Raw genomic sequence first — 18,498 nt, 5'->3', positions numbered from 1 at the left:
CAGCATTTTCCAAAGTTTCTCTCGTAAAGGAAATTGTTTGGACAATTCACCAATGGAAAATTTCTTTAGTCTTTTGAAACAAGAAGTATATCATGGACAAGTTTTTCATAGCTACGAAGAACTAGAGAGAACAATCGTCACATTTATCGACTATTACAATCACAGAAGAATCAAACGGAAACTCGATTGGATGAGTCCAATCGACTATCGTAAAGAAATTCAGAACGCCGCTTAGGGTTAGAAGTTTCTTGCGGATAAAAGTAGAAAAAAAGAAGTGGATTTCTCCACTTCAAAAAAGTCTAATATTTGGGGGTCACTACAGGATCTGATGCTTTTTTATCCGTTCTTTTTTCTAACGAGCCTTTGCATAAAGGACATTGTTGCCAATTTCCTTCAATGTCTGCTTGACAGTAAGGGCAATGATTCATCTTCTCCCCTCCTCGATCTCTCTATCTGTCACTTGATTAACAGCTGCGGTGACAGTGACGCCTTGAGCCGACAATAGACGAACGAACGCCTGTTGAATAGCAGTATCGACAAATGGCGAAGTAAAAGTGACCGTCAAGCAATCTTGGTAGCTGATCATGCAGAATTGCGGTCGCGCAACAGATGACAAGAAAAACAACTGCTGAATATGATCCCTCATCCGTTCAGGAAAACTGACTTTTCCTAAGTTAGAAATAGCCACCGTCAAATGTCGATTATTGAGGCGATTGATCCCTTTTAAAATCACGTCTTTTATCGGCCTTAGAACCACTCTGCCAAACGGATTATATTCAGATGCAATCAACTTGTTGAGCCTTTGTCCTAATTTTTCCTTCGACAAACTATTTTTCAATTGGCTATTCAGATTTTCGCAAATAGCTTCGATCGTATCTTCTGTTTGGCCATAAGTATATTCCAAGTAAGTGGTACTGAAAAAGTTTCTGGCAGAACTAGAAGTATAAAATTGGCGCAAATTGACCGGCACAGAAACAACGATTGTATCATTTGGTCTAAAATCAGGGCTGGTTTTACGGATGGCTTCAAAAAATAAAGCGGTTAAATAAATCATCAACGAAACATTTTGCTGACGAGCTAATGGCAAAACTTGTTGCAGCGGCAGACTTAATTCCACTACACGCGGACGTTGGTCAGGTGTTTTTTCTCCCTTGATTCGGTACACTCGTTTCTTTTTTCGCATCGGTTTTAAAGACGGCCGTACATAGCGTGAAGTTTTTTTACCGAAATGGATGGCTACTCTGCCAGCACGTTTACTGGTTTTTACAACAGAGCGATAAGCTGAACGCGCAGCTTCGGTAAAGCTTTGAGGACCTTGCTGACGAAAGTAGCGACTAAAACTGTCCTCCAATTGCTGTTCCATTCGATCTTGTTCACTTTGAGGCATTTCACTGAATTCTTCTGGATACCGCAGAAAAATATATTCTTTCAACACATCTTCAAAAAACCATAAAGCGCCTGTGCCGTCAGAGAGAACATGAAAAACTTCTAAATGGATCCTCTTTTTCCGATACAAGACGCGAAAGAGCAATTCTTTACGGTCGAAATGGTACAGTGCCGTGCAAGGCGTCACGTTCTCTTCTTCAACAATTGGTCTCAACTCGCTCATTTCCAAATAGTACCAAAACACCCCGCGACGCAATACACTATGATAGAGCAAATATCGGTCATACACTTTGTCTAGCGCTTTTTGGAGACAGCCAGGATCAACAGCATGTGCCATTTCAGCACTCAAACGAAAAACTTTCGTATCGCTATTTGTACTAGCAGCTAAGAAAATATTCGAGGCATTGTCTAGTCTTACCCATTTTTGACGCTCCATCCTGTTCTCTCCTTTCTTTCGGCTAACTGCTTCTACACTTATTCATCTAAAAACTGGTTGATGACTTGATAGGCTTCCTTTATTTGTCGGGTAAATTTAGGATAAGTGATAAAATCATGGACGCTTTTATTCAAACGATAGGTCTTTACATTATTTCCTGCTTGACGCAAGGCTTCTCCGTAAGCTTCTCCTTCATCTCGCAAGGGATCATTTTCCGCTGTTAGGATCAACGTTTTCGGTTGGCGTGTCAGATCTTCTGCCATCAACGGTGAAACATAAGGACTTTTGCGTTTTTCAATATCTGGTTGATACATTTCCATATAGTCTTGAACTTTTTTAGCCGTCAAGCCATAATCAAATCCTTTTGTTTGGACTGATCGATAGGGTGATTGCTCAGTATGATCCCAGTATGTCACGGGGTAAATCAAGATTTGTTTAGCCGGAATGGTTTTCCCTTTGTCACGCAGCAGCAAGGATACAGCCGCCGTCAAGTTGCCTCCAGCAGAATCTCCGATCAACGTGATCTGACTATAATTCGTGAGTCCTGTTCGTTCTAAATGATCCAGCAAAATCTCAGCAACCCGGTAGCAATCTTCAAGACCTGCTGGAAACGGATGCTCTGGAGCCAAGCGATAATCGACTGAATAAACGATTCTCCCTGTCAAATCTGCCATGTTGATGCAGGGTTTCGTGTAGGTATCAATATCGCCGATCACCCAACCGCCACCATGGAAAAATAGCAGAACATCATTGGTCTTTTTTTTCTCCGGATAGAAGATACGAACGGGAATATGATGCGTTCCGTCCGCAGAATAGATTTCACGGTCTAAAATATGATAATTCTCCCTTAATGGTCTGCCGGTAAAAAAATGCTGCAGCTTACGCACCCATGGGTAGTCTTCTTGCATATTGATTTTTGGCGAAGACATCACTTTTAAGACGAGCTTGAATAAAGGGTTCATCGCTTTTCCTTTCTGCACTTTTCTTGCACATCGATTTTATTTCAGCATGACCGATAAACCTTGTATTGTCAAGCAGGATCAAGAACGTTCAGCTTATTTTTTTTATGTTCGTTCCTTCTTTAAAAGTGCATTTGTTTTTACCTCTTTCTCTTTTGTGCTACACTATTAGTAGAATGTTTCTTTTGGTTAAGGACTGGAAGAAAGCAGAATTTATTAAAGGAGTGGGAAGAATGCAAGACAAACATCTACAAAACATGAAATATGGAACTGGATTCATCGCAGCGTTGGACCAAAGTGGCGGAAGCACACCGAAAGCTTTAAAACTTTATGGTGTAACAGAAGACCAATACTCAAACGAAGATGAAATGTTTGATTTGGTTCATGAAATGAGAACACGTATCATTACTTCACCAGCTTTTAATTCTGATTATATTCTCGGAGCTATCCTGTTTGAACAAACAATGGATCGCGAAATCGAAGGAATGCACACAGCTGATTACTTGGCTGAGAAAAAAGGCATCGCTCCTTTCTTGAAAGTCGACAAAGGATTGGCTGAACCTGAAAATGGTGTTCAATTGATGAAACCAATGCCTGATTTAGATGACTTGCTGAAACGGGCAAATGAACGTCATATCTTTGGTACAAAAATGCGTTCTGTGATCAAAGAAGCGAATGCTGAAGGGATCAAAGCTGTTGTAGACCAACAATTTGAAGTAGCTAAACAAATCATTGATGCTGGTTTAGTCCCAATCATCGAACCAGAAGTAGATATCTACAGTGATGACAGAGAAAAATCTGAAGGTATGCTGCATGATGAATTGCTAGATCACCTAAACCAATTAGGCGAAAAGGATTACGTCATGTTGAAACTTTCTATTCCATTAGTTGCCAACACTTACCGCGACTTAATGGACCATCCAAATGTTGTTCGTGTTGTCGCTCTTTCAGGTGGCTACTCTCGTGAAGATGCCAATGAAAAACTAAAACACAATGACGGATTGATCGCCAGCTTCTCAAGAGCATTGAGTGCAGACTTGAATGTTGACCAAAGCGATGAAGAATTCAACGAAGCATTGAAACAAGCTATTGAATCCATCTACGACGCTTCAGTTAATAAAGAATAATTTTTGACGATCTTAATAGAATAAAAATAACACAAGGAACCAAAGCAACAATCTTTCGATTGCTGCTTTGGTTCCTTTTTCCTTATACTAAAATAGCTGAAAGTTAGCACAAATTACTGGCTATGATTTTCTTTCCGTAAATAGATAGAAGAAGTGAACATAACGGTAATGTTCAATTATCTTATAGTAGCCATTATCTACAACATATACAAATCCTTATCCCATTTTACACTTTTTCTTAGAAGCACTTTCAGTATTACCCATAAAAAAATAGAGATAGTCTTTTCTTTTTAAGCTACTTGAAGAAAAACGTTAAGAAATTATTTGCTTTAAGAGATAGTAATTGACAATTAAATCAGACACCGATATACTAGTTTTAAACGAAAGTTACACTTATGTAACTTTCGTTTAAAATAATGCATATCATGAAATGAGAAAGGGAGTTTTTAAATGAAACGTTTATTGAATACAAGTTTTTTCTATACTATTTTAGCTTTAGCTTCTGGTTTGTTTTATAGAGAATTTACGCATGCCCAACAGTTTACTAGTTGGACCCCTTTAAGCGTGATGCATACCCACTCCTTTGCTTTAGGGACAGCTGTCTTTTTGCTTCTACTAATTTTAGAAAAAACATTTGCCATTTTACAAAATAAAAAATTCCGTTCATTTTATTACCTTTACAACTTTGGCTTATTAACGACTCTTCTCATGCTGGGCATTCGTGGTGTGACCGACGTATTAGAAATACAATTAAGTTCTGGGATGAATGCTGCAATCTCTGGAACAGCCGGTGTAGCCCACATTGTTTTAACTTTAGCAATTATCCAATTATTTATTTTGTTATCTGATGTCGTGAAAAATGAACACAAATAAGAGGAGGAATATTATGAAAACAATCATTGAAGTAAAAAACTATACCAAAAAGTATGGGGACTTTACTGCAGTTGATAATGTTTCATTTGAAGTAGAAGAAGGAAGTATTTTTGCCTTTTTAGGACCAAATGGAGCTGGTAAAAGTACAACGATCAATACATTATGTACGATGCTAGACAAGACTTCGGGTACCCTAACGATTGCTGGTAAAGATGTGTCCAAACAAAAAAATGAGGTGCGTGAAGAAATTGGTGTTGTTTTTCAATCGCAAACGTTAGATGAAAAAATGACGATCATTGAAAATTTGGAAATGCATAGTGTGTTCTACGCTATTCCTAAAGCAGAAATCAACGAGCGTATCCATTTTGTGTTGGAACTAGTCGATTTATTAGAATGGAAAGACAAAAAAGTAGCCAGTCTTTCTGGCGGAATGAAGCGCCGAGTAGAAATTGCACGAGCCTTGCTGCATTATCCGCGAGTATTATTTTTAGATGAGCCGACGACAGGCCTTGATCCGCAAACACGAAACCATATGTGGGAATACATTACAAAACTTCAAAAAGAGAAAAATATTACCATTTTCTTAACGACCCATTATATGGACGAAGCAGAAATTTGTGATCATGTGGCGATCATGGATGATGGCAAAATCATGGTGGATGACACGCCTGAAAATTTGAAACTACGCTATACAAAAGATAAAGCAGTGGTCCGCTTAACCCAGCCAGAGAAATTTGAAAAAGCATTGATTGCAAATAATTTTGCTTATAAAAGAAATCAACAGGTCTTCCACATCGCGATAAAGGTTGAGGATATACAGTTGTTTCTGCGTTTTATCCAACCCTTTAACAAAGATATTGAAGATTTAGAAATCAAAAAAGGAACCTTAAATGATGTCTTTTTAGAAATCACGGGAAAAGATATTAGAGAGGAGGTTTCAGAATGAGAACCATTTTTGCTCTTTGGAAAAGAAACATTCGTGGCTTTGTCCGAGATCGAGTGAAACTTATCATTTCACTGATCATTCCTTTTTTCTTCCTTTACATTTTTAGTTCCATATTTGAGACAGAACAAGTAGAAAATCCACAAGCTTTTATGTTGGCCGGAATCATTATCGCAACGGTCTTTCAAACATCATTAAATATTGCTACGTCAACCATCGATGACACTGTTTCAGGGTTTATGAAAGAGATTCTCGTTAGTCCTGCCAGCCGCTTTCAAGTTGCATTAGGGCAATTATTGTCCGCCGCCACTATTGCAACGGCTCAAGGAATACTGATTTTAGTGATTGGATTGTTTACAGGCTTAAGATTTGATCATTGGCAAACAATTTTATATGCTCTAGTAGCGATGATTTTAGTTGGGCTGGTTTTTTCAGGCTTAGGTTTATTTTTAGCATCAATGGTGAAAAGTTCTTCCACTTTCCAAATTGTCCAGCAAGCAGTCGTCTTGCCGTTTACTTTCTTGTCTGGAGCTTATATTCCAATCAGCTTCTTACCAAAAGTTTTGCGCATCGTTTCTTATTTTAATCCGATGACTTATACGACAGCCTTTTTTAGAACAATTTTGTTAGAAAAAGGTGATTTATCTCAAGCTGCTTGGGTAAAACTAGGTTTAGCCTTTGATTTTAATGGCTTTATCGTCACACCTTGGATGAGTGGAATCGTTATTGCCATTTTTGGCATTCTTTTCCTCTACTTGGCAACCAATTCCTTTGTCCATGCTGATTTCAACAAAATTTCTCGTGATACAGCATCTACTAAATAACTTTAAAAAAACTAAAAACGCGACAAGTCAGAAAAAAACTTGTCACGTTTTTTTGTTTCATCAATACAATTGAATAGAACCGCCATCGACCATTAATGTTTGACCAGTCATAAAGCTGCTCATATCGCTGGCAAGAAAAACAGCTACTTGCCCAATGTCTTTTTGCGGATCTCCCAAGCGTTTCAATGGGATATTATTTGCCATAGCGCGGTACTCGTCAGGAAATTGTTCTTTCCAATGACTAACGCCCTCTGTTTCTGCGATCGGCGAGATCAGGTTTACACGAATGCCGTCAGGAGCCCATTCATTCGCCACAACGCGAGACAGACCTCGAATCGCTTCTTTGCTAGCTGCATATGACGCTTGCTTTTCCATTCCTTTCATCGCAGAACCGGAAGCAAAATTGATCACAGTTCCTTTGGTTGCCTTTAAGCCTTCATAGCAAGCCCGCATCAAAAAGACAGTTGCCGCAAAACCAGTTTTGAAAGACAATTCAAATAATTCATCCGTCGTTTCCATGAAAGAAGCTTGACGAGAAACGTGAGCATTATTGATCAAAATATCTAACCGTCCGAATTTTTCGATCACAGCATCTCTGATTTCTTTGGCACTTTTTTCTACAGAAATATCTTTGTTCAAGAATATGCCTTGCACACCCATCTCTTCCAATTTTTTGACAAGAGCCATTCCGTTTTCTTCATTTACATCCACTACAGCTACATTTGCCCCTTCTGCAGCCAATGCTTTTGATAAACCCGCACCGATACCACCGGCTCCTCCGGTAACGATCGCTGCTTTACCTTGTAGTAACATCTTATCCTCACCTTTCTTTTCAATATTGCGTAGAGCAGTTTAACGCTAAGAAACAGAAAAGTAAATAAAAATGGCTGAGGATAATGTCGATGATCTGTTGAGAAAAGGTTTCATATTTTATGCCGATACTATTTTCCGCTTTCAGCTTTTTTTGCTTATTCTTCACCCGGTACTAAGATCGTCAGTGCTTGCGGTAAGACTTTGAGGGTGACAGGAAAACCGGGACCTTTGTCTCCATCGATGGTTGCATAAACGCCTTCGCTCTCTTTAAAGCGGATGCTGAGTTCATTACATTTTGTTACATCTACATAGTCCAATTGGTCTGTTTCTCTCTTTAAGACTTTCAGCATCAATCCGGCTTTTTCTCCGAGTGACGTTTTTTTCAATCCGAAAAACTCTAGCTTACCATCATCTGCCGCTGCTTGCGGAAGAAAGGATTCAATACCTAATACTGTATCGCTCATTGTGACCAACAACAGGCCATATTCTTTTTCAACCACTTTTTCGTCTGCTTTTAAAACAAAGGAATACGTGTGCTCATCATTCAGCATTTTCGCCCCTTCGATCAAATAGGCAAGCGGGCCAAAACGCTCTTTGGTTTCAACGTCCACGTGCTGAACGGTCTCCGGAATAGGTCCGACAGAAAAAGAGCTGATGAAGTACTGGTTGCCTGCTAATCCGATATCAACTTTTTTCGTTGCTGCTTGTTCCAACTGCTGAACAGCTTTTTTAGGATCTGTCGACATCCCGATCATGCGCGCAAAATTATTCATTGTCCCCACTGGAACGACCCCTAACGAAACGGCTTGGTCTGCTTCCATGATGGCATTCGCACACATATTGATCGTTCCATCACCGCCAAAAGCAATCAGCGTATCGGCACCAATTTCTAGGATCATTTGTTGAATGTCAAGAGCATCGGTTTGTTCTGTGGTCTCATACAATAAGATTTCTTTTCCAGATGTGAGTAAATGGCTTTCCAATTGCTCTGCATAGTTTTTCGCCTCTTGATTACCTGAAGAAGGATTAATGACGATTAAGATTTTTTTCATCTTATACCTCTACTCCTTTTTTATCTTATTTTCTTTTCATCACAAGACTTTTTTAGTCAATCTTTTGCTTGTCAGCACCACTTTACCATAATTTTCACATTTTATCTCTTTGCAACGCTTGTTGTGAAAATCGTTATATTTTACGTTTCCACGTGCATCACTTAAAATAGAAAAGTAGGGCTTGATAAAAGGAGGAAGCAAGTTATGATGAAAGAACACACTTTTGAATTCCACAATGGCGTCGAGATTCCGAATATTGGTTTCGGTACTTGGCAGATTCCGAATGAAGAAGCTTATGAGGCGGTCACCATGGCGTTGAAAAACGGCTATACCCATATTGATACAGCCAATGGATATCATAACGAAGAGAATGTCGGCAAAGCCGTTCGCGCATTTGATCTTCCAAGAGAAGACATTTTTGTCACGAGCAAATTGCCAGCCAGCATCAAAGGTTATGATGAAACGCTTGAATCATTCGAAGAAACGTTGTCCAACTTGGGAATGGATTATTTAGATCTTTACCTCATTCATGCGCCATGGCCATGGGACGAAAAAGGCAAAGACTGTACCGAGGGCAATATCCAATCATGGAAAGCGATGGAAAAATTATATAGAGATGGCAAGATCCGCGCTATTGGTGTTTCTAATTTCAGTATTTCTGATATTCAAGCACTGATAGAATCGTGCGATATCGTTCCTATGGCTAATCAGATTCCATTCTATATTGGTCGCGATCAAGATGAGTTATTGGCTTTCTGCAAAAAACAAGATATCGTTGTAGAAGCTTATTCGCCTCTAGCAACAGGTGAAATTTTGAACAGTCCTGAAATCAAAGAAATTGCAGAACGGACCGGCGTAACACCAGCTCAACTCTGCATCCGCTACTGCTTAGAACATGAAACACTGCCGCTGCCGAAATCAACACATGAAGAGCGAATCATTGAAAATAAGAAGATTGATTTTACGATTTCTCCTGAAGATATGCAGCGCTTAGATGCTATAGAAGATATCCGTAAAAAATAAATGATGAAATCAATTAACCTCTAGTATGGGTATTTCAACAGAGCTTCTTGATTCTGTGCGATACCACCTAAAAAAGCGAGTCTCCTGTTTTAAAGGTTGCTCGCTTTTTATTATGCTTGTGTTTTTTCTTCTTCATACGCTGCTTGCAGCTTTTCCCAATAGACTTTATCTTCTTCATTGATCTCCCGCAGCACGTGGCATGGGTTCCCAACAGCAATCACATCACTAGGGATATCTTTGGTGACGACCGATCCTGAACCGATCACAGTATTGTTGCCGATCTTGACCCCAGGATTCACTGTCGTATTGGCGCCGATCCAAACGTTATCGCCAATCTCAATTTCTTTGCCAAACTCCAAGCCGCTGTTTCTTACAGCTGCATCAATGGGATGACCTGCTGTGTATAATCCAACACGTGGGCCAAATTGGACATTGCTGCCGATCCGAACATTGGCCACATCTAAAATGATGCAGTGGGTATTGGCATAAAAATTTTCTCCAATCGTGATGTTGCTGCCATAGTCACAATAAAAAGGCGGTTCTACATAAATACTTTCTCCCGTCTGTTTAAATAGTTCCTTCAATAAAGTAAGCCGTTGCTTCGTTTCGTCTTCCGTTGTTTGATTGATTTGGCGCAACAATTTACGCCCTCGCTTGCTGTCTCGTTTTAATTCTTCATCATTGGCAATGTACAGCTCTTCAGCTAACATTTTTTCTTTTTCTGTCCTCATGTTTACCGTCCCCCGCTTGCTGGTCGATATGATGCCTATCAACACAGTCACCAGCTGCTTTTTATCCACTTTTTTATCGGTCTATTATGTAGGTAAGAATGTATACAGATACCTGCTTCTCAGGCAAATCAAGACCGCTTTCATTTCATTTTACCATAATTCATTTTTATTCCTAGCGCTAATTTTTTCCTTTTGGACAAAATCTGTACAAAGTGTATCCGCTTTATCATAGAACATGTTATAATACAGATTAACAAGTTTTTAGCACTACTGCTAAAGCTAGCTATTCCAAGCTATCTTACTAACTTTTATTAATGTTTCAGAAAGGAATTTTTAGTCATGGATAAAGAAAGTATTGTCAAAGAAAAGATAAATTCCCATCTTGTTGAACAAACATTTGATACGATCCAAGAAAAAATAGACTACTTGGAAAATAGAACCTATAACGGTAAAGATCTTGGCACAACCTATACAAAGGAGCAAACGACCTTTAAAGTTTGGGCCCCTCTTGCCGAAAAAGTGACAGTCAACTTTTATCATTCTGGTGATATCAGAGAAACAGCACTAGAAAATCAATTTGATTTAATTCAAGAAAATCACGTCTGGAGCATTCAAATTCCAGGCGACTTAAAAGGCCTTTTTTATACCTATACGATCACAACTGATGGCAAGGCGAATGAAACCAACGACCTTTATGCTACAGCAGTTGGGGTAAATGGCGATCGCGCTGCTATTATCGATTTGCGCGATACTGACCCTAAGGGTTGGTCAGCAGATCAACATGTTCTGCAGCCGCATATAACAGATGCTTATATTTGGGAAGTTCATATCGCAGACTTCTCTTCCGATCCAAATGCTGGTTTTCGCAAAGAACACCGCGGAAAATACTTGGCTTTTACTGAAACGGATACTTCTTATAAAAATGAAGGTAACACCGCTACAGGACTGGCTCATTTGAAGCAGCTAGGGGTCAACATGGTGCATATCTTGCCGGCTTTTGATTTTGACAATGATGAAGAAGGCACAGCCTATAACTGGGGATATGATCCTAAAAATTATAATGTACCTGAAGGCCGTTACGCTTCTGATCCGCGTCATCCTGAAACTAGAATCAAAGAATTCAAGCAAATGGTACAAAGCCTACATCAAAACGGTATCAGTGTTGTTTTAGACGTTGTCTACAATCACACTTCCCAAACGGAAGAAGCGTGGTTCAATTTAACTGTGCCTGACTATTACTATCGCCAAGATGCGTCAGGAGCCTTTGCAGACGGTTCAGCTTGCGGGAATGAAACAGCTAGTGAACGTAAAATGATGCGTCAATATATGGTCGATTCTATTCTTTATTGGGCAAATGAATACCATATTGATGGCTTCCGCTTTGACTTAATGGGTTTGCACGATGTTGAAACAATGAATGCCATTCGGAAAGCGCTCAATGATGAAGGTCTAAGCGAAGTGATATTATATGGCGAGCCATGGGATGCGGGCAGCAACGAGATCCATTGGCCTAATTTGCCGGCGAATACTGAAAGCGTTAAAGAGCTGAAAGAGGGCATTGCTGTCTTTAATGCAGACTTTCGTGATGCCGTCAAAGGCTCCGTTTTTGAGAGTGAACATGGCGGATTTGTGCAGGGGGCAAATGATGAAAATGGACTCAGCGATATCGATCTCATTTTAAGCCTCAAAGCTAATATCGACACATGGGCCAATACGCCAAATCAAACGATTGCTTATGTTTCGGCGCATGATAACTTGAGCCTTTACGATAAGCTGACCGGCAGTCTACTACCTGATGTGTCTCAAGAAACTTATCAACGTCATGAAACAGTGATCCAAGCGAACAAGTTAGCTGCTGTATTGCTGTTTACCGGTCAAGGTGCTATCTTTATGCAGGCAGGAGAAGAATTCGGCCGTTCGAAATATGGCGATGAAAATAGCTATCAATCACCTATTGAAATCAATCAGATCGATTGGCGTTTGGCAGAGACCAACCAAGGTCTGCTACGCTATTACGAAGGTCTTTCCCAGATTCGTCAGCATTACGCTCCATTGAGAGATGCAGAAACCTATACAGCTCAAAAAATATCTTTCTCTCATGATCCCATTGAAAATCTTGTGGCCTATACGATTTCTAATTCTGAACCCACACAAAATAGTTGGAAACAACTGGCTGTTGTGTTGAATGCTACGGATAAACGGCAAGACATCACCTTGCAAGGAACAGATTTGCCAGAAAAATGGACGATCATTGCAGATAACGATACTGCTGGATTATCCCCGCTCGGAGAAATCACTGGAAATGAACTGACGATTGCAGCTAAAAGTGCTTGGATCCTCACTGCTTAAAAGAAAAAATCCACTCAGTTAATGGACTGAGTGGATTTTTTTATTTATTTTCATGCTGTCATAACCGCTTTAAATCGGTTAACCAAATCTACTATTTATTACGTAATAACGGAAAATGCTTTTTAGCGTTTGATTCCGTAAATGTCTTCTTTTGCATGGATCAATTGCGTGATCAGTTTGCAATAAGGTGCTGAAAAACCATTTGCTTCTGCCTCTTTTGCTACTGCACCATTCAAGAAGTCGATCTCGGTTGGGCGTTTGTTTTGTTGCAAGTCTTGGTGCATTGAAGGATAATGAGCGCCTACTTTTTCAGCCGTCATTTTCACGTAATCAACTGTTTCTTGTACGTTAATGTCTACACTTTCTGTTGCTGCAACTTGTGAAAATTCAGTGATGATTTCTGTCACCAAATGATCGGATTCTGATGTATGGAATAATTCTTCAATATTACAGTCAAGTAAAGAACATAGTGCATTCATTGTTCCGTTGACACAAGCTTTTCTCCAAGTTGTAAAATGAACATTTTCACTATATACACCGTTCAAGCCGCAATCAGCCATCATCTTAACAACTTGACGAGCGCCTTCTTCTTCACTTGGATCAGCATTTTGAACTTCTACTGGACCTTCACCCATAAAGTGCGTTTGACCTGGCGCATCAATACCAGCAGTCCAGACAGTCGTTCCCATGATGATATTCTTTTCTGGAATATATTCTGCAATTGTTTTTGCATGGCCTAGTCCGTTTAATAGACAGACAACTTTTGTATCGTCCGTCAATGTGTGCTTGATGGCTTCCATCATCGCACGCAATCCCATTGATTTAGTGAAGACGAAGACCACATCAAAAGTATCTTGGATTTCGTTTGGTTTACCGATTTTCATTGAGACATTGTCTTCTTTTCCATTAACAGAAATAGACAAGCCGTTTTCGCGGATAGCTTGGATATGAGCATCCCAGTAATCCATCAAAGTGACGTCATTGCCACCTTTTTTCATCATGTAACCAAATCCGCATCCTAGTGCTCCTGAACCTGCAATTGCTATTTTCATTCTTCTATTCCTCCAATAATGTCATAATTGTATTTAATAACTTATCTCACGCTGTTGAATAAAACGATAGTCCCTTTAATTTGAAGCAGGGATAAATTTAAAGATGTCGTTGTCATACAAGTTCAAAACCTTGCTGCAAACGAGATCGATCACATAACCACCGACAAATGGGATCACAAAGTAAGCTAAAAAGACACTCAGTAAGTTTGCTCCCATGTTAAAGGCTTGGATAGGTCCTACTAGTCCAACAATACCAAAGCCAGCTGTCTGCGGTGTCCCTTGGATCGTAAGGGCATATACCCCGAACCCGGAAACAATGGCATTTAAGACAACAGGAATCATAATTTTTGGATATTTGATCAAGTTCGGAATCATCATCTTCATGGCACCTAGCAAGATCGCTAATGTTGTTCCGCCTGGATTGATCCGTCTTGAACCGATCACTAGAATAGCTGTACAAGCTGTTACCCCTACTGCAGCTGCTCCAGCTCCAATTCCAGCTACCCCGATCGCGATCCCAATGGCTACCGTTGAAATCGGTGAAATAATCAAAATAGAGAAAGCAACAGAAATCAGCATCGTCATCAATAAAGGCTGCAGCGATGTGAAGCTGTTAATTAAACTACCGATCGACGATGTAATCATACCAACATATGGCAACATGAGCAAGCCAAGTGTACCGACTCCCGCTCCTACAATAATGGGTAATAAAATCAACGTCAAAGATCCTAACTTTCCTTGCAATAAACGCGTCACAAAGACCGCAATAGCAGAAACCAGCATGACATTGATCAAGTCGCCGATACCGACCAGCTGAACACCCGTCTCTGTCACTTGATAAGCACCTGACCCTAGAAACGCTGCTGCCCCTACAATAACACTTTCCATACCGTTCAATTTAAACTGCATAGCCACTAGAACCCCAATAATAGCGGGTGTAATAAACTGCATAACATTTACAACATTGGCTAATAATGCAAAAACAGCTCCATAAGGAATCAAAGCTTTAAAAATGGCGCCTAGTATCGCATTTGCGATCAGCCCCACTACGATTCCGGTAGCTGTTCCTCCTAATACTTTATTTAAATAATCTTTTCCTGTATAACGTACACTTGCTTCCATCTCATTCCAGCCTCTCACTTTTTTTGTGTGGACGAGCTGATATTCCTCTCTCTATCATGCTCGAATTATCACACATCTTTTATATGTTCATATTATCACATGAACCGAAGAAGTCAACAAGATTATTTAAATAACTTTATAAATCTTTTTAATTTTTAATAATTCAACATATTGTTGATTAAAAATAGAAAATCAATGATGATCTTTTTTTTAGCAAGACCAATTCTGCAAGCGGATAAATTGAATCTGCTTCAGCAAAGCTGTAACCTTTTAAGTATAGGAACAATCATTCATCATACATGCTGTCGTCCGATCAAAGGTTAATAAAGGAGGATTTTTCATGGATCTAGAAATCAAAGGGAAAACAGCTTTGGTAGTGGGCTCTGATTCAGGTATCGGCTTCGCCACAGCTCAAACCCTATTAGCAGAAGGTGCTACAGTCATCATTACAGGCACTCAACAAGAAAAATTAAACAATGCTGTTGAAAAACTAAAATTTTACTCTAACGTCCATTCTTATCTCGTTGATGTCAGCAAAAGCGAGTCTCTAAAAGAACTACATCAACACATTCAGCAAGACATTGGAAAAATTGATATTTTAGTTCACTCAGCTGGCATTTCTGGCGCAAGCGGCCTTTTCCATGAAATTGACGAAGCAGGTTGGCAAGAAACACTTGATGTTGATTTAATGGGCGCCGTTCGAACGGTCAAAGAATTTTTGCATGACTTAAGAACTGGCAGCTGGGGACGTCTCGTTTTGATCGCATCAGAAAATGCCAAACAGCCTTACTTGGATGAAATCCCTTATGACTGTGCAAAAGCTGGTATTCTTGCCTTAGCTAAAGGCCTTTCTAAAACTTATGCAAAAGAAGGATTACTCGTTAATGCTGTATCACCAGCTTTTATTGAAACACCGATGACAGATGCCATGATGGCTGAACGCTCTGACAAACTGAACATAACCAAAGAAGAAGCGATTACGTCCTTCCTCGATGAAAAAAGACCGCACATTGAATTGAAACGTCGTGGACAGCCTGAAGAAGTCGCTGCGGTGATTGCTTTTCTTTGCTCTGACAAAGCTTCTTTCGTCAAAGGTTCTAATTACCGCATTGATGCCGGTTCAGTTTCTACGATTTAGTCATCTTTTCTCAGCAGCAAAGTAGTCTACATGCACGCTTTCACTTAAAACATTTAACGATTTGTCTATACCATGATTGTAGTAAATAAGGAGGAAATAAAATGGCAGCACAAAATGAAACGCAACAAATGCAACAAGCAAACCAATCTTATGATTATTTGATCATCGGCGGCGGGGTCGTTGCCGGTTATGCCGCTACAGGTATTCGCGAACAAGACCAAGATGGTACGATCAAGATCCTATCCAATGATCAAGATGTCCCTTATACCAGACCCGCTTTGACTAAAAAACTTTGGACTGACTCCTCTTTTACAGAGGAACAAGTTCCCTTTCACACAACTGAGGAAACAGGTGCTGAAATACAACTGAGAAGTGAAGTTACCGCCATCAATCGAGACAGACACACGGTTCAATTAGCAGACGGTTCTGTTATTGGATACCGAAAATTATTACTGGCAACCGGCAGTGAACCAACGAAAGTCAAAGGACCAGAAGATGAACATGTGATTTTCTTTAGAAGTTGGGAAGACTACCGAAAATTACGTGCGCAATCTGGAAAACATCAACATGTTCTCGTTGTTGGCGGAGGCTACATCGGTGCGGAACTAGCAGCTGCTTTAGTTCAAAATAATACGCGAGCGACGCTGATATATCCAGATAACATTCTAGGCGCCAAGCAATTTCCAGAAGAGATCGCTCATGAATATGAATCTGCGTTCAAAAAAGCTGGTGTTGAATTAGTCAACGGCAAACGTGCCGAATCCTACCGAAGAGAAGATGATGAACTAGTATTGACGCTGGATGATGGGACAGAAATAAGGGGTGACTCGATCGTCTTTGGCTTAGGTGTTTCACCGCGTCTTTCACTTGCTAAAGATAGCGGCTTAGAAGTAACAAAAGGTGTTGTCGTCGATGAATATTTAAGAACAAGCGATCCTGATATTTATGCAGCTGGCGATATTGCATCCTATCCAGACAAAATTTTAGGCCGGAATCTCATCGGTCACGTAGATCATGCCCGCAAGTCAGGAGAAGCTGTTGGGAAGGCCATGGCCGGCTCAAATGAAGCTTATACGCATACACCTTACTTCTATTCAGTGGTGTTTGATATTTCATGGAAAGCTATCGGGACTTTAGATCCTACATTAGATACGATAGTCGATAAAGTAAATAAAGGGAAAGTTGTTTATTTCTTAAAAGACAATAAACCAGCTGGTATCCTGCTTTGGAATGCTGAAGCAGATCTTGATGAAGTACGTCAAATTCTTCAAAACCCTCCAGCTGATCCTGCTGAACTAAAAGGTGCCATTCAAGAAAAATAAAGCCATATCAATCAAAAAGGGGTTCGTCGACAAATGACGTTGGTGGAAAATAATTGTCTTTAAATCATTACTTTTCAACCTTTCCTACAGCTTGTGTTAAGCAGCTGTGGGAAAGGTTTCTTTTTGTGCTGTTTTTATTTATTTTTTTGGTTTCGCGTTAAAGCGCAGAAGGATGGTTCTACAATATTTAACGTTGGTCAGTAAAAAATAGATAAAAAAAAACAGCTTATATACATCTAAGCTGTTCGGTCTCTTTATCTGTAAGAGACTACTTTGATACCGGCGGCCGGGGTCGAACCGGCACGCCCTCAACGGGCACTGGATTTTGAGTCCAGCGCGTCTGCCTATTCCGCCACGCCGGCATAATATGAGAGACTTGAAGGTTATCTTTTTTGACGGTAAGGCGGTAACCGGATTTGAACCGGTGATGAAGGTTTTGCAGACCTCTGCCTTACCACTTGGCTATACCGCCATATCGAGAAGATATGAATATTTAATTATAAAAACTGGGATAGCTGGATTCGAACCAGCGCATGAGGGAGTCAAAGTCCCTTGCCTTACCGCTTGGCTATATCCCAATAAAAGGGGCGACTGGTGGGAATCGAACCCACGAATGCCGGAGCCACAATCCGGTGCGTTAACCACTTCGCCACAACCGCCATAGTAAAAAACAGGGGTAGCAGGAATTGAACCCACACTAATGGTTTTGGAGACCACTGTTCTACCTTTAAACTATACCCCTAAAATCAAAAATAAAATGGAGGGGGGCAGATTCGAACTGCCGAACCCGAAGGAGCGGATTTACAGTCCGCCGCGTTTAGCCACTTCGCTACCCCTCCATGATGGCGCGGGACAGAATCGAACTGCCGACACATGGAGCTTCAATCCATTGCTCTACCGACTGAGCTACCGAGCCATAATAAAAAAAGGTGTAATCGTCTAATATTTCAGTAAAATCCCAAACATTGTACCTGAATTCAACTGCTTTAATAACATTAATGCAAAAACTCCGCAAGTAGGACTCGAACCTACGACATCGTGATTAACAGTCACGCGCTACTACCAACTGAGCTATTGCGGAAAAATAAATAAGCACGGCAACGTCCTAGTCTCACAAAGGGAAACCCTTCACTACCTTCGGCGCTAAGAAGCTTAACTGCTGTGTTCGGCATGGGAACAGGTGTGACCTTCCTGCCATCGTCACCGCACTTATTTGATTGAAAGTACGTTGTACTCTCAAAACTGGATCTGTCTTTTCACATTCGTTCAGTTTCCGGATTGCACCGTTTAAAACTTGGTTAAGTCCTCGACCGATTAGTATTGGTCCGCTCCGTACATCACTGCACTT

General features: G+C 40.3%; 16 protein-coding genes, 8 tRNA genes and 1 rRNA gene. 9 read left to right on the top strand and 16 right to left on the bottom strand.

The genetic code is table 11. The features are described from left to right. Nucleotides 1–235: IS3 family transposase (locus BM057_RS09500; RefSeq protein ID WP_143074470.1), on the top strand; the 235-nt coding region annotated here is incomplete at its 5' end. Between the two features lie 189 nt (nucleotides 236–424). Here BM057_RS09500 and BM057_RS09495 read toward each other — a convergent pair. Both BM057_RS09495 and BM057_RS09490 read right to left on the bottom strand, forming a co-directional pair. Continuing rightward, a complete protein-coding gene (locus BM057_RS09495) occupies nucleotides 425–1,822 on the bottom strand; it encodes a condensation domain-containing protein (protein WP_092093282.1) in 1,398 nt (465 codons plus the stop codon). A gap of 38 nt (nucleotides 1,823–1,860) precedes the next feature. After that, a complete protein-coding gene (locus BM057_RS09490; RefSeq protein WP_245741921.1) occupies nucleotides 1,861–2,802 on the bottom strand; it encodes an alpha/beta hydrolase in 942 nt (313 codons plus the stop codon). Between the two features lie 212 nt (nucleotides 2,803–3,014). Between BM057_RS09490 and BM057_RS09485 the strand changes: the two genes are divergently transcribed. The 4 genes from BM057_RS09485 to BM057_RS09470 all read left to right on the top strand — a co-directional run bounded on the left by BM057_RS09485 (nucleotide 3,015) and on the right by BM057_RS09470 (nucleotide 6,548). Continuing rightward, the gene (locus BM057_RS09485; protein ID WP_047392322.1) at nucleotides 3,015–3,908 is read left to right on the top strand and encodes a fructose bisphosphate aldolase; all 894 of its coding nucleotides are present in this window, start codon (nucleotides 3,015–3,017) and stop codon (nucleotides 3,906–3,908) included. Between the two features lie 450 nt (nucleotides 3,909–4,358). Next, the gene (locus tag BM057_RS09480; protein WP_092093279.1) at nucleotides 4,359–4,781 is read left to right on the top strand and encodes a DUF2871 domain-containing protein; all 423 of its coding nucleotides are present in this window, start codon (nucleotides 4,359–4,361) and stop codon (nucleotides 4,779–4,781) included. 13 nt (nucleotides 4,782–4,794) lie between these two features. Next, nucleotides 4,795–5,727, top strand: coding sequence for an ABC transporter ATP-binding protein (locus tag BM057_RS09475; protein WP_047392326.1), 933 nt, complete (start codon nucleotides 4,795–4,797; stop codon nucleotides 5,725–5,727). Then, the gene (locus BM057_RS09470; RefSeq protein WP_092093276.1) at nucleotides 5,724–6,548 is read left to right on the top strand and encodes an ABC transporter permease; all 825 of its coding nucleotides are present in this window, start codon (nucleotides 5,724–5,726) and stop codon (nucleotides 6,546–6,548) included. Before BM057_RS09475 ends, BM057_RS09470 begins: the two co-directional genes overlap by 4 nt. Nucleotides 6,549–6,608: 60 nt before the next feature. On the opposite strand, the gene BM057_RS09465 is transcribed toward BM057_RS09470, so the two are convergent. Both BM057_RS09465 and BM057_RS09460 read right to left on the bottom strand, forming a co-directional pair. Then, nucleotides 6,609–7,361, bottom strand: coding sequence for an SDR family NAD(P)-dependent oxidoreductase (locus BM057_RS09465; RefSeq protein ID WP_092093274.1), 753 nt, complete (start codon nucleotides 7,359–7,361; stop codon nucleotides 6,609–6,611). A gap of 155 nt (nucleotides 7,362–7,516) precedes the next feature. After that, the gene (locus BM057_RS09460; protein ID WP_092093271.1) at nucleotides 7,517–8,413 is read right to left on the bottom strand and encodes a diacylglycerol/lipid kinase family protein; all 897 of its coding nucleotides are present in this window, start codon (nucleotides 8,411–8,413) and stop codon (nucleotides 7,517–7,519) included. A 204-nt stretch (nucleotides 8,414–8,617) separates the two neighbouring features. Between BM057_RS09460 and BM057_RS09455 the strand changes: the two genes are divergently transcribed. Continuing rightward, nucleotides 8,618–9,436 (top strand): aldo/keto reductase, encoded by an 819-nt coding sequence (locus BM057_RS09455; RefSeq protein WP_092093268.1) that lies wholly within the window; start codon nucleotides 8,618–8,620, stop codon nucleotides 9,434–9,436. Nucleotides 9,437–9,546: 110 nt separating this feature from the next. Here the strand turns inward: BM057_RS09455 and BM057_RS09450 are convergent, their stop codons facing one another. Continuing rightward, entirely contained in the window at nucleotides 9,547–10,167 is a 621-nt protein-coding gene (locus BM057_RS09450; protein ID WP_092093266.1) for a sugar O-acetyltransferase, read from the bottom strand. 339 nt (nucleotides 10,168–10,506) lie between these two features. Here BM057_RS09450 and pulA point away from each other — a divergent pair, with 339 nt between their 5' ends. Beyond that, a complete protein-coding gene (gene pulA, locus BM057_RS09445) occupies nucleotides 10,507–12,516 on the top strand; it encodes a type I pullulanase (RefSeq protein ID WP_092093263.1) in 2,010 nt (669 codons plus the stop codon). A 122-nt stretch (nucleotides 12,517–12,638) separates the two neighbouring features. Here pulA and BM057_RS09440 read toward each other — a convergent pair whose 3' ends face one another. Both BM057_RS09440 and BM057_RS09435 read right to left on the bottom strand, forming a co-directional pair. Further along, nucleotides 12,639–13,568 (bottom strand): 2-dehydropantoate 2-reductase, encoded by a 930-nt coding sequence (locus BM057_RS09440; RefSeq protein WP_092093260.1) that lies wholly within the window; start codon nucleotides 13,566–13,568, stop codon nucleotides 12,639–12,641. Nucleotides 13,569–13,643: 75 nt separating this feature from the next. Then, the gene (locus tag BM057_RS09435) at nucleotides 13,644–14,690 is read right to left on the bottom strand and encodes a PTS sugar transporter subunit IIC (RefSeq protein WP_092093257.1); all 1,047 of its coding nucleotides are present in this window, start codon (nucleotides 14,688–14,690) and stop codon (nucleotides 13,644–13,646) included. A gap of 340 nt (nucleotides 14,691–15,030) precedes the next feature. Between BM057_RS09435 and BM057_RS09430 the strand changes: the two genes are divergently transcribed. Continuing rightward, nucleotides 15,031–15,828 (top strand): SDR family NAD(P)-dependent oxidoreductase, encoded by a 798-nt coding sequence (locus tag BM057_RS09430; RefSeq protein WP_092093254.1) that lies wholly within the window; start codon nucleotides 15,031–15,033, stop codon nucleotides 15,826–15,828. 101 nt (nucleotides 15,829–15,929) lie between these two features. Continuing rightward, the gene (locus BM057_RS09425) at nucleotides 15,930–17,150 is read left to right on the top strand and encodes an NAD(P)/FAD-dependent oxidoreductase (protein ID WP_245741919.1); all 1,221 of its coding nucleotides are present in this window, start codon (nucleotides 15,930–15,932) and stop codon (nucleotides 17,148–17,150) included. A gap of 277 nt (nucleotides 17,151–17,427) precedes the next feature. On the opposite strand, the gene BM057_RS09420 is transcribed toward BM057_RS09425, so the two are convergent. The 9 genes from BM057_RS09420 to rrf form a co-directional block, all read right to left on the bottom strand. Beyond that, nucleotides 17,428–17,512 (bottom strand) — tRNA-Leu (locus BM057_RS09420). 39 nt (nucleotides 17,513–17,551) lie between these two features. After that, a tRNA-Cys gene (locus tag BM057_RS09415) sits at nucleotides 17,552–17,622 on the bottom strand. 34 nt (nucleotides 17,623–17,656) lie between these two features. Next, nucleotides 17,657–17,728: transfer RNA gene (locus BM057_RS09410), tRNA-Gln, on the bottom strand. An 8-nt stretch (nucleotides 17,729–17,736) separates the two neighbouring features. Further along, a tRNA-His gene (locus BM057_RS09405) sits at nucleotides 17,737–17,809 on the bottom strand. Between the two features lie 12 nt (nucleotides 17,810–17,821). Beyond that, nucleotides 17,822–17,892: transfer RNA gene (locus tag BM057_RS09400), tRNA-Trp, on the bottom strand. A gap of 16 nt (nucleotides 17,893–17,908) precedes the next feature. Beyond that, a tRNA-Tyr gene (locus tag BM057_RS09395) sits at nucleotides 17,909–17,989 on the bottom strand. Nucleotides 17,990–17,993: 4 nt separating this feature from the next. Then, a tRNA-Phe gene (locus tag BM057_RS09390) sits at nucleotides 17,994–18,066 on the bottom strand. Between the two features lie 91 nt (nucleotides 18,067–18,157). Then, nucleotides 18,158–18,231 (bottom strand) — tRNA-Asn (locus BM057_RS09385). A gap of 11 nt (nucleotides 18,232–18,242) precedes the next feature. Then, nucleotides 18,243–18,358: ribosomal RNA gene (gene rrf / locus BM057_RS09380) — 5S ribosomal RNA — on the bottom strand. Between the last annotated feature and the right edge of the window lie 140 nt (nucleotides 18,359–18,498).

Origin of the sequence: Pisciglobus halotolerans (assembly GCF_900113675.1) — a bacterium.
Taxonomy (GTDB): Bacteria; Bacillota; Bacilli; order Lactobacillales; family Carnobacteriaceae; genus Pisciglobus; species Pisciglobus halotolerans.
This window is presented reverse-complemented; position numbering and strand designations above follow the sequence as displayed.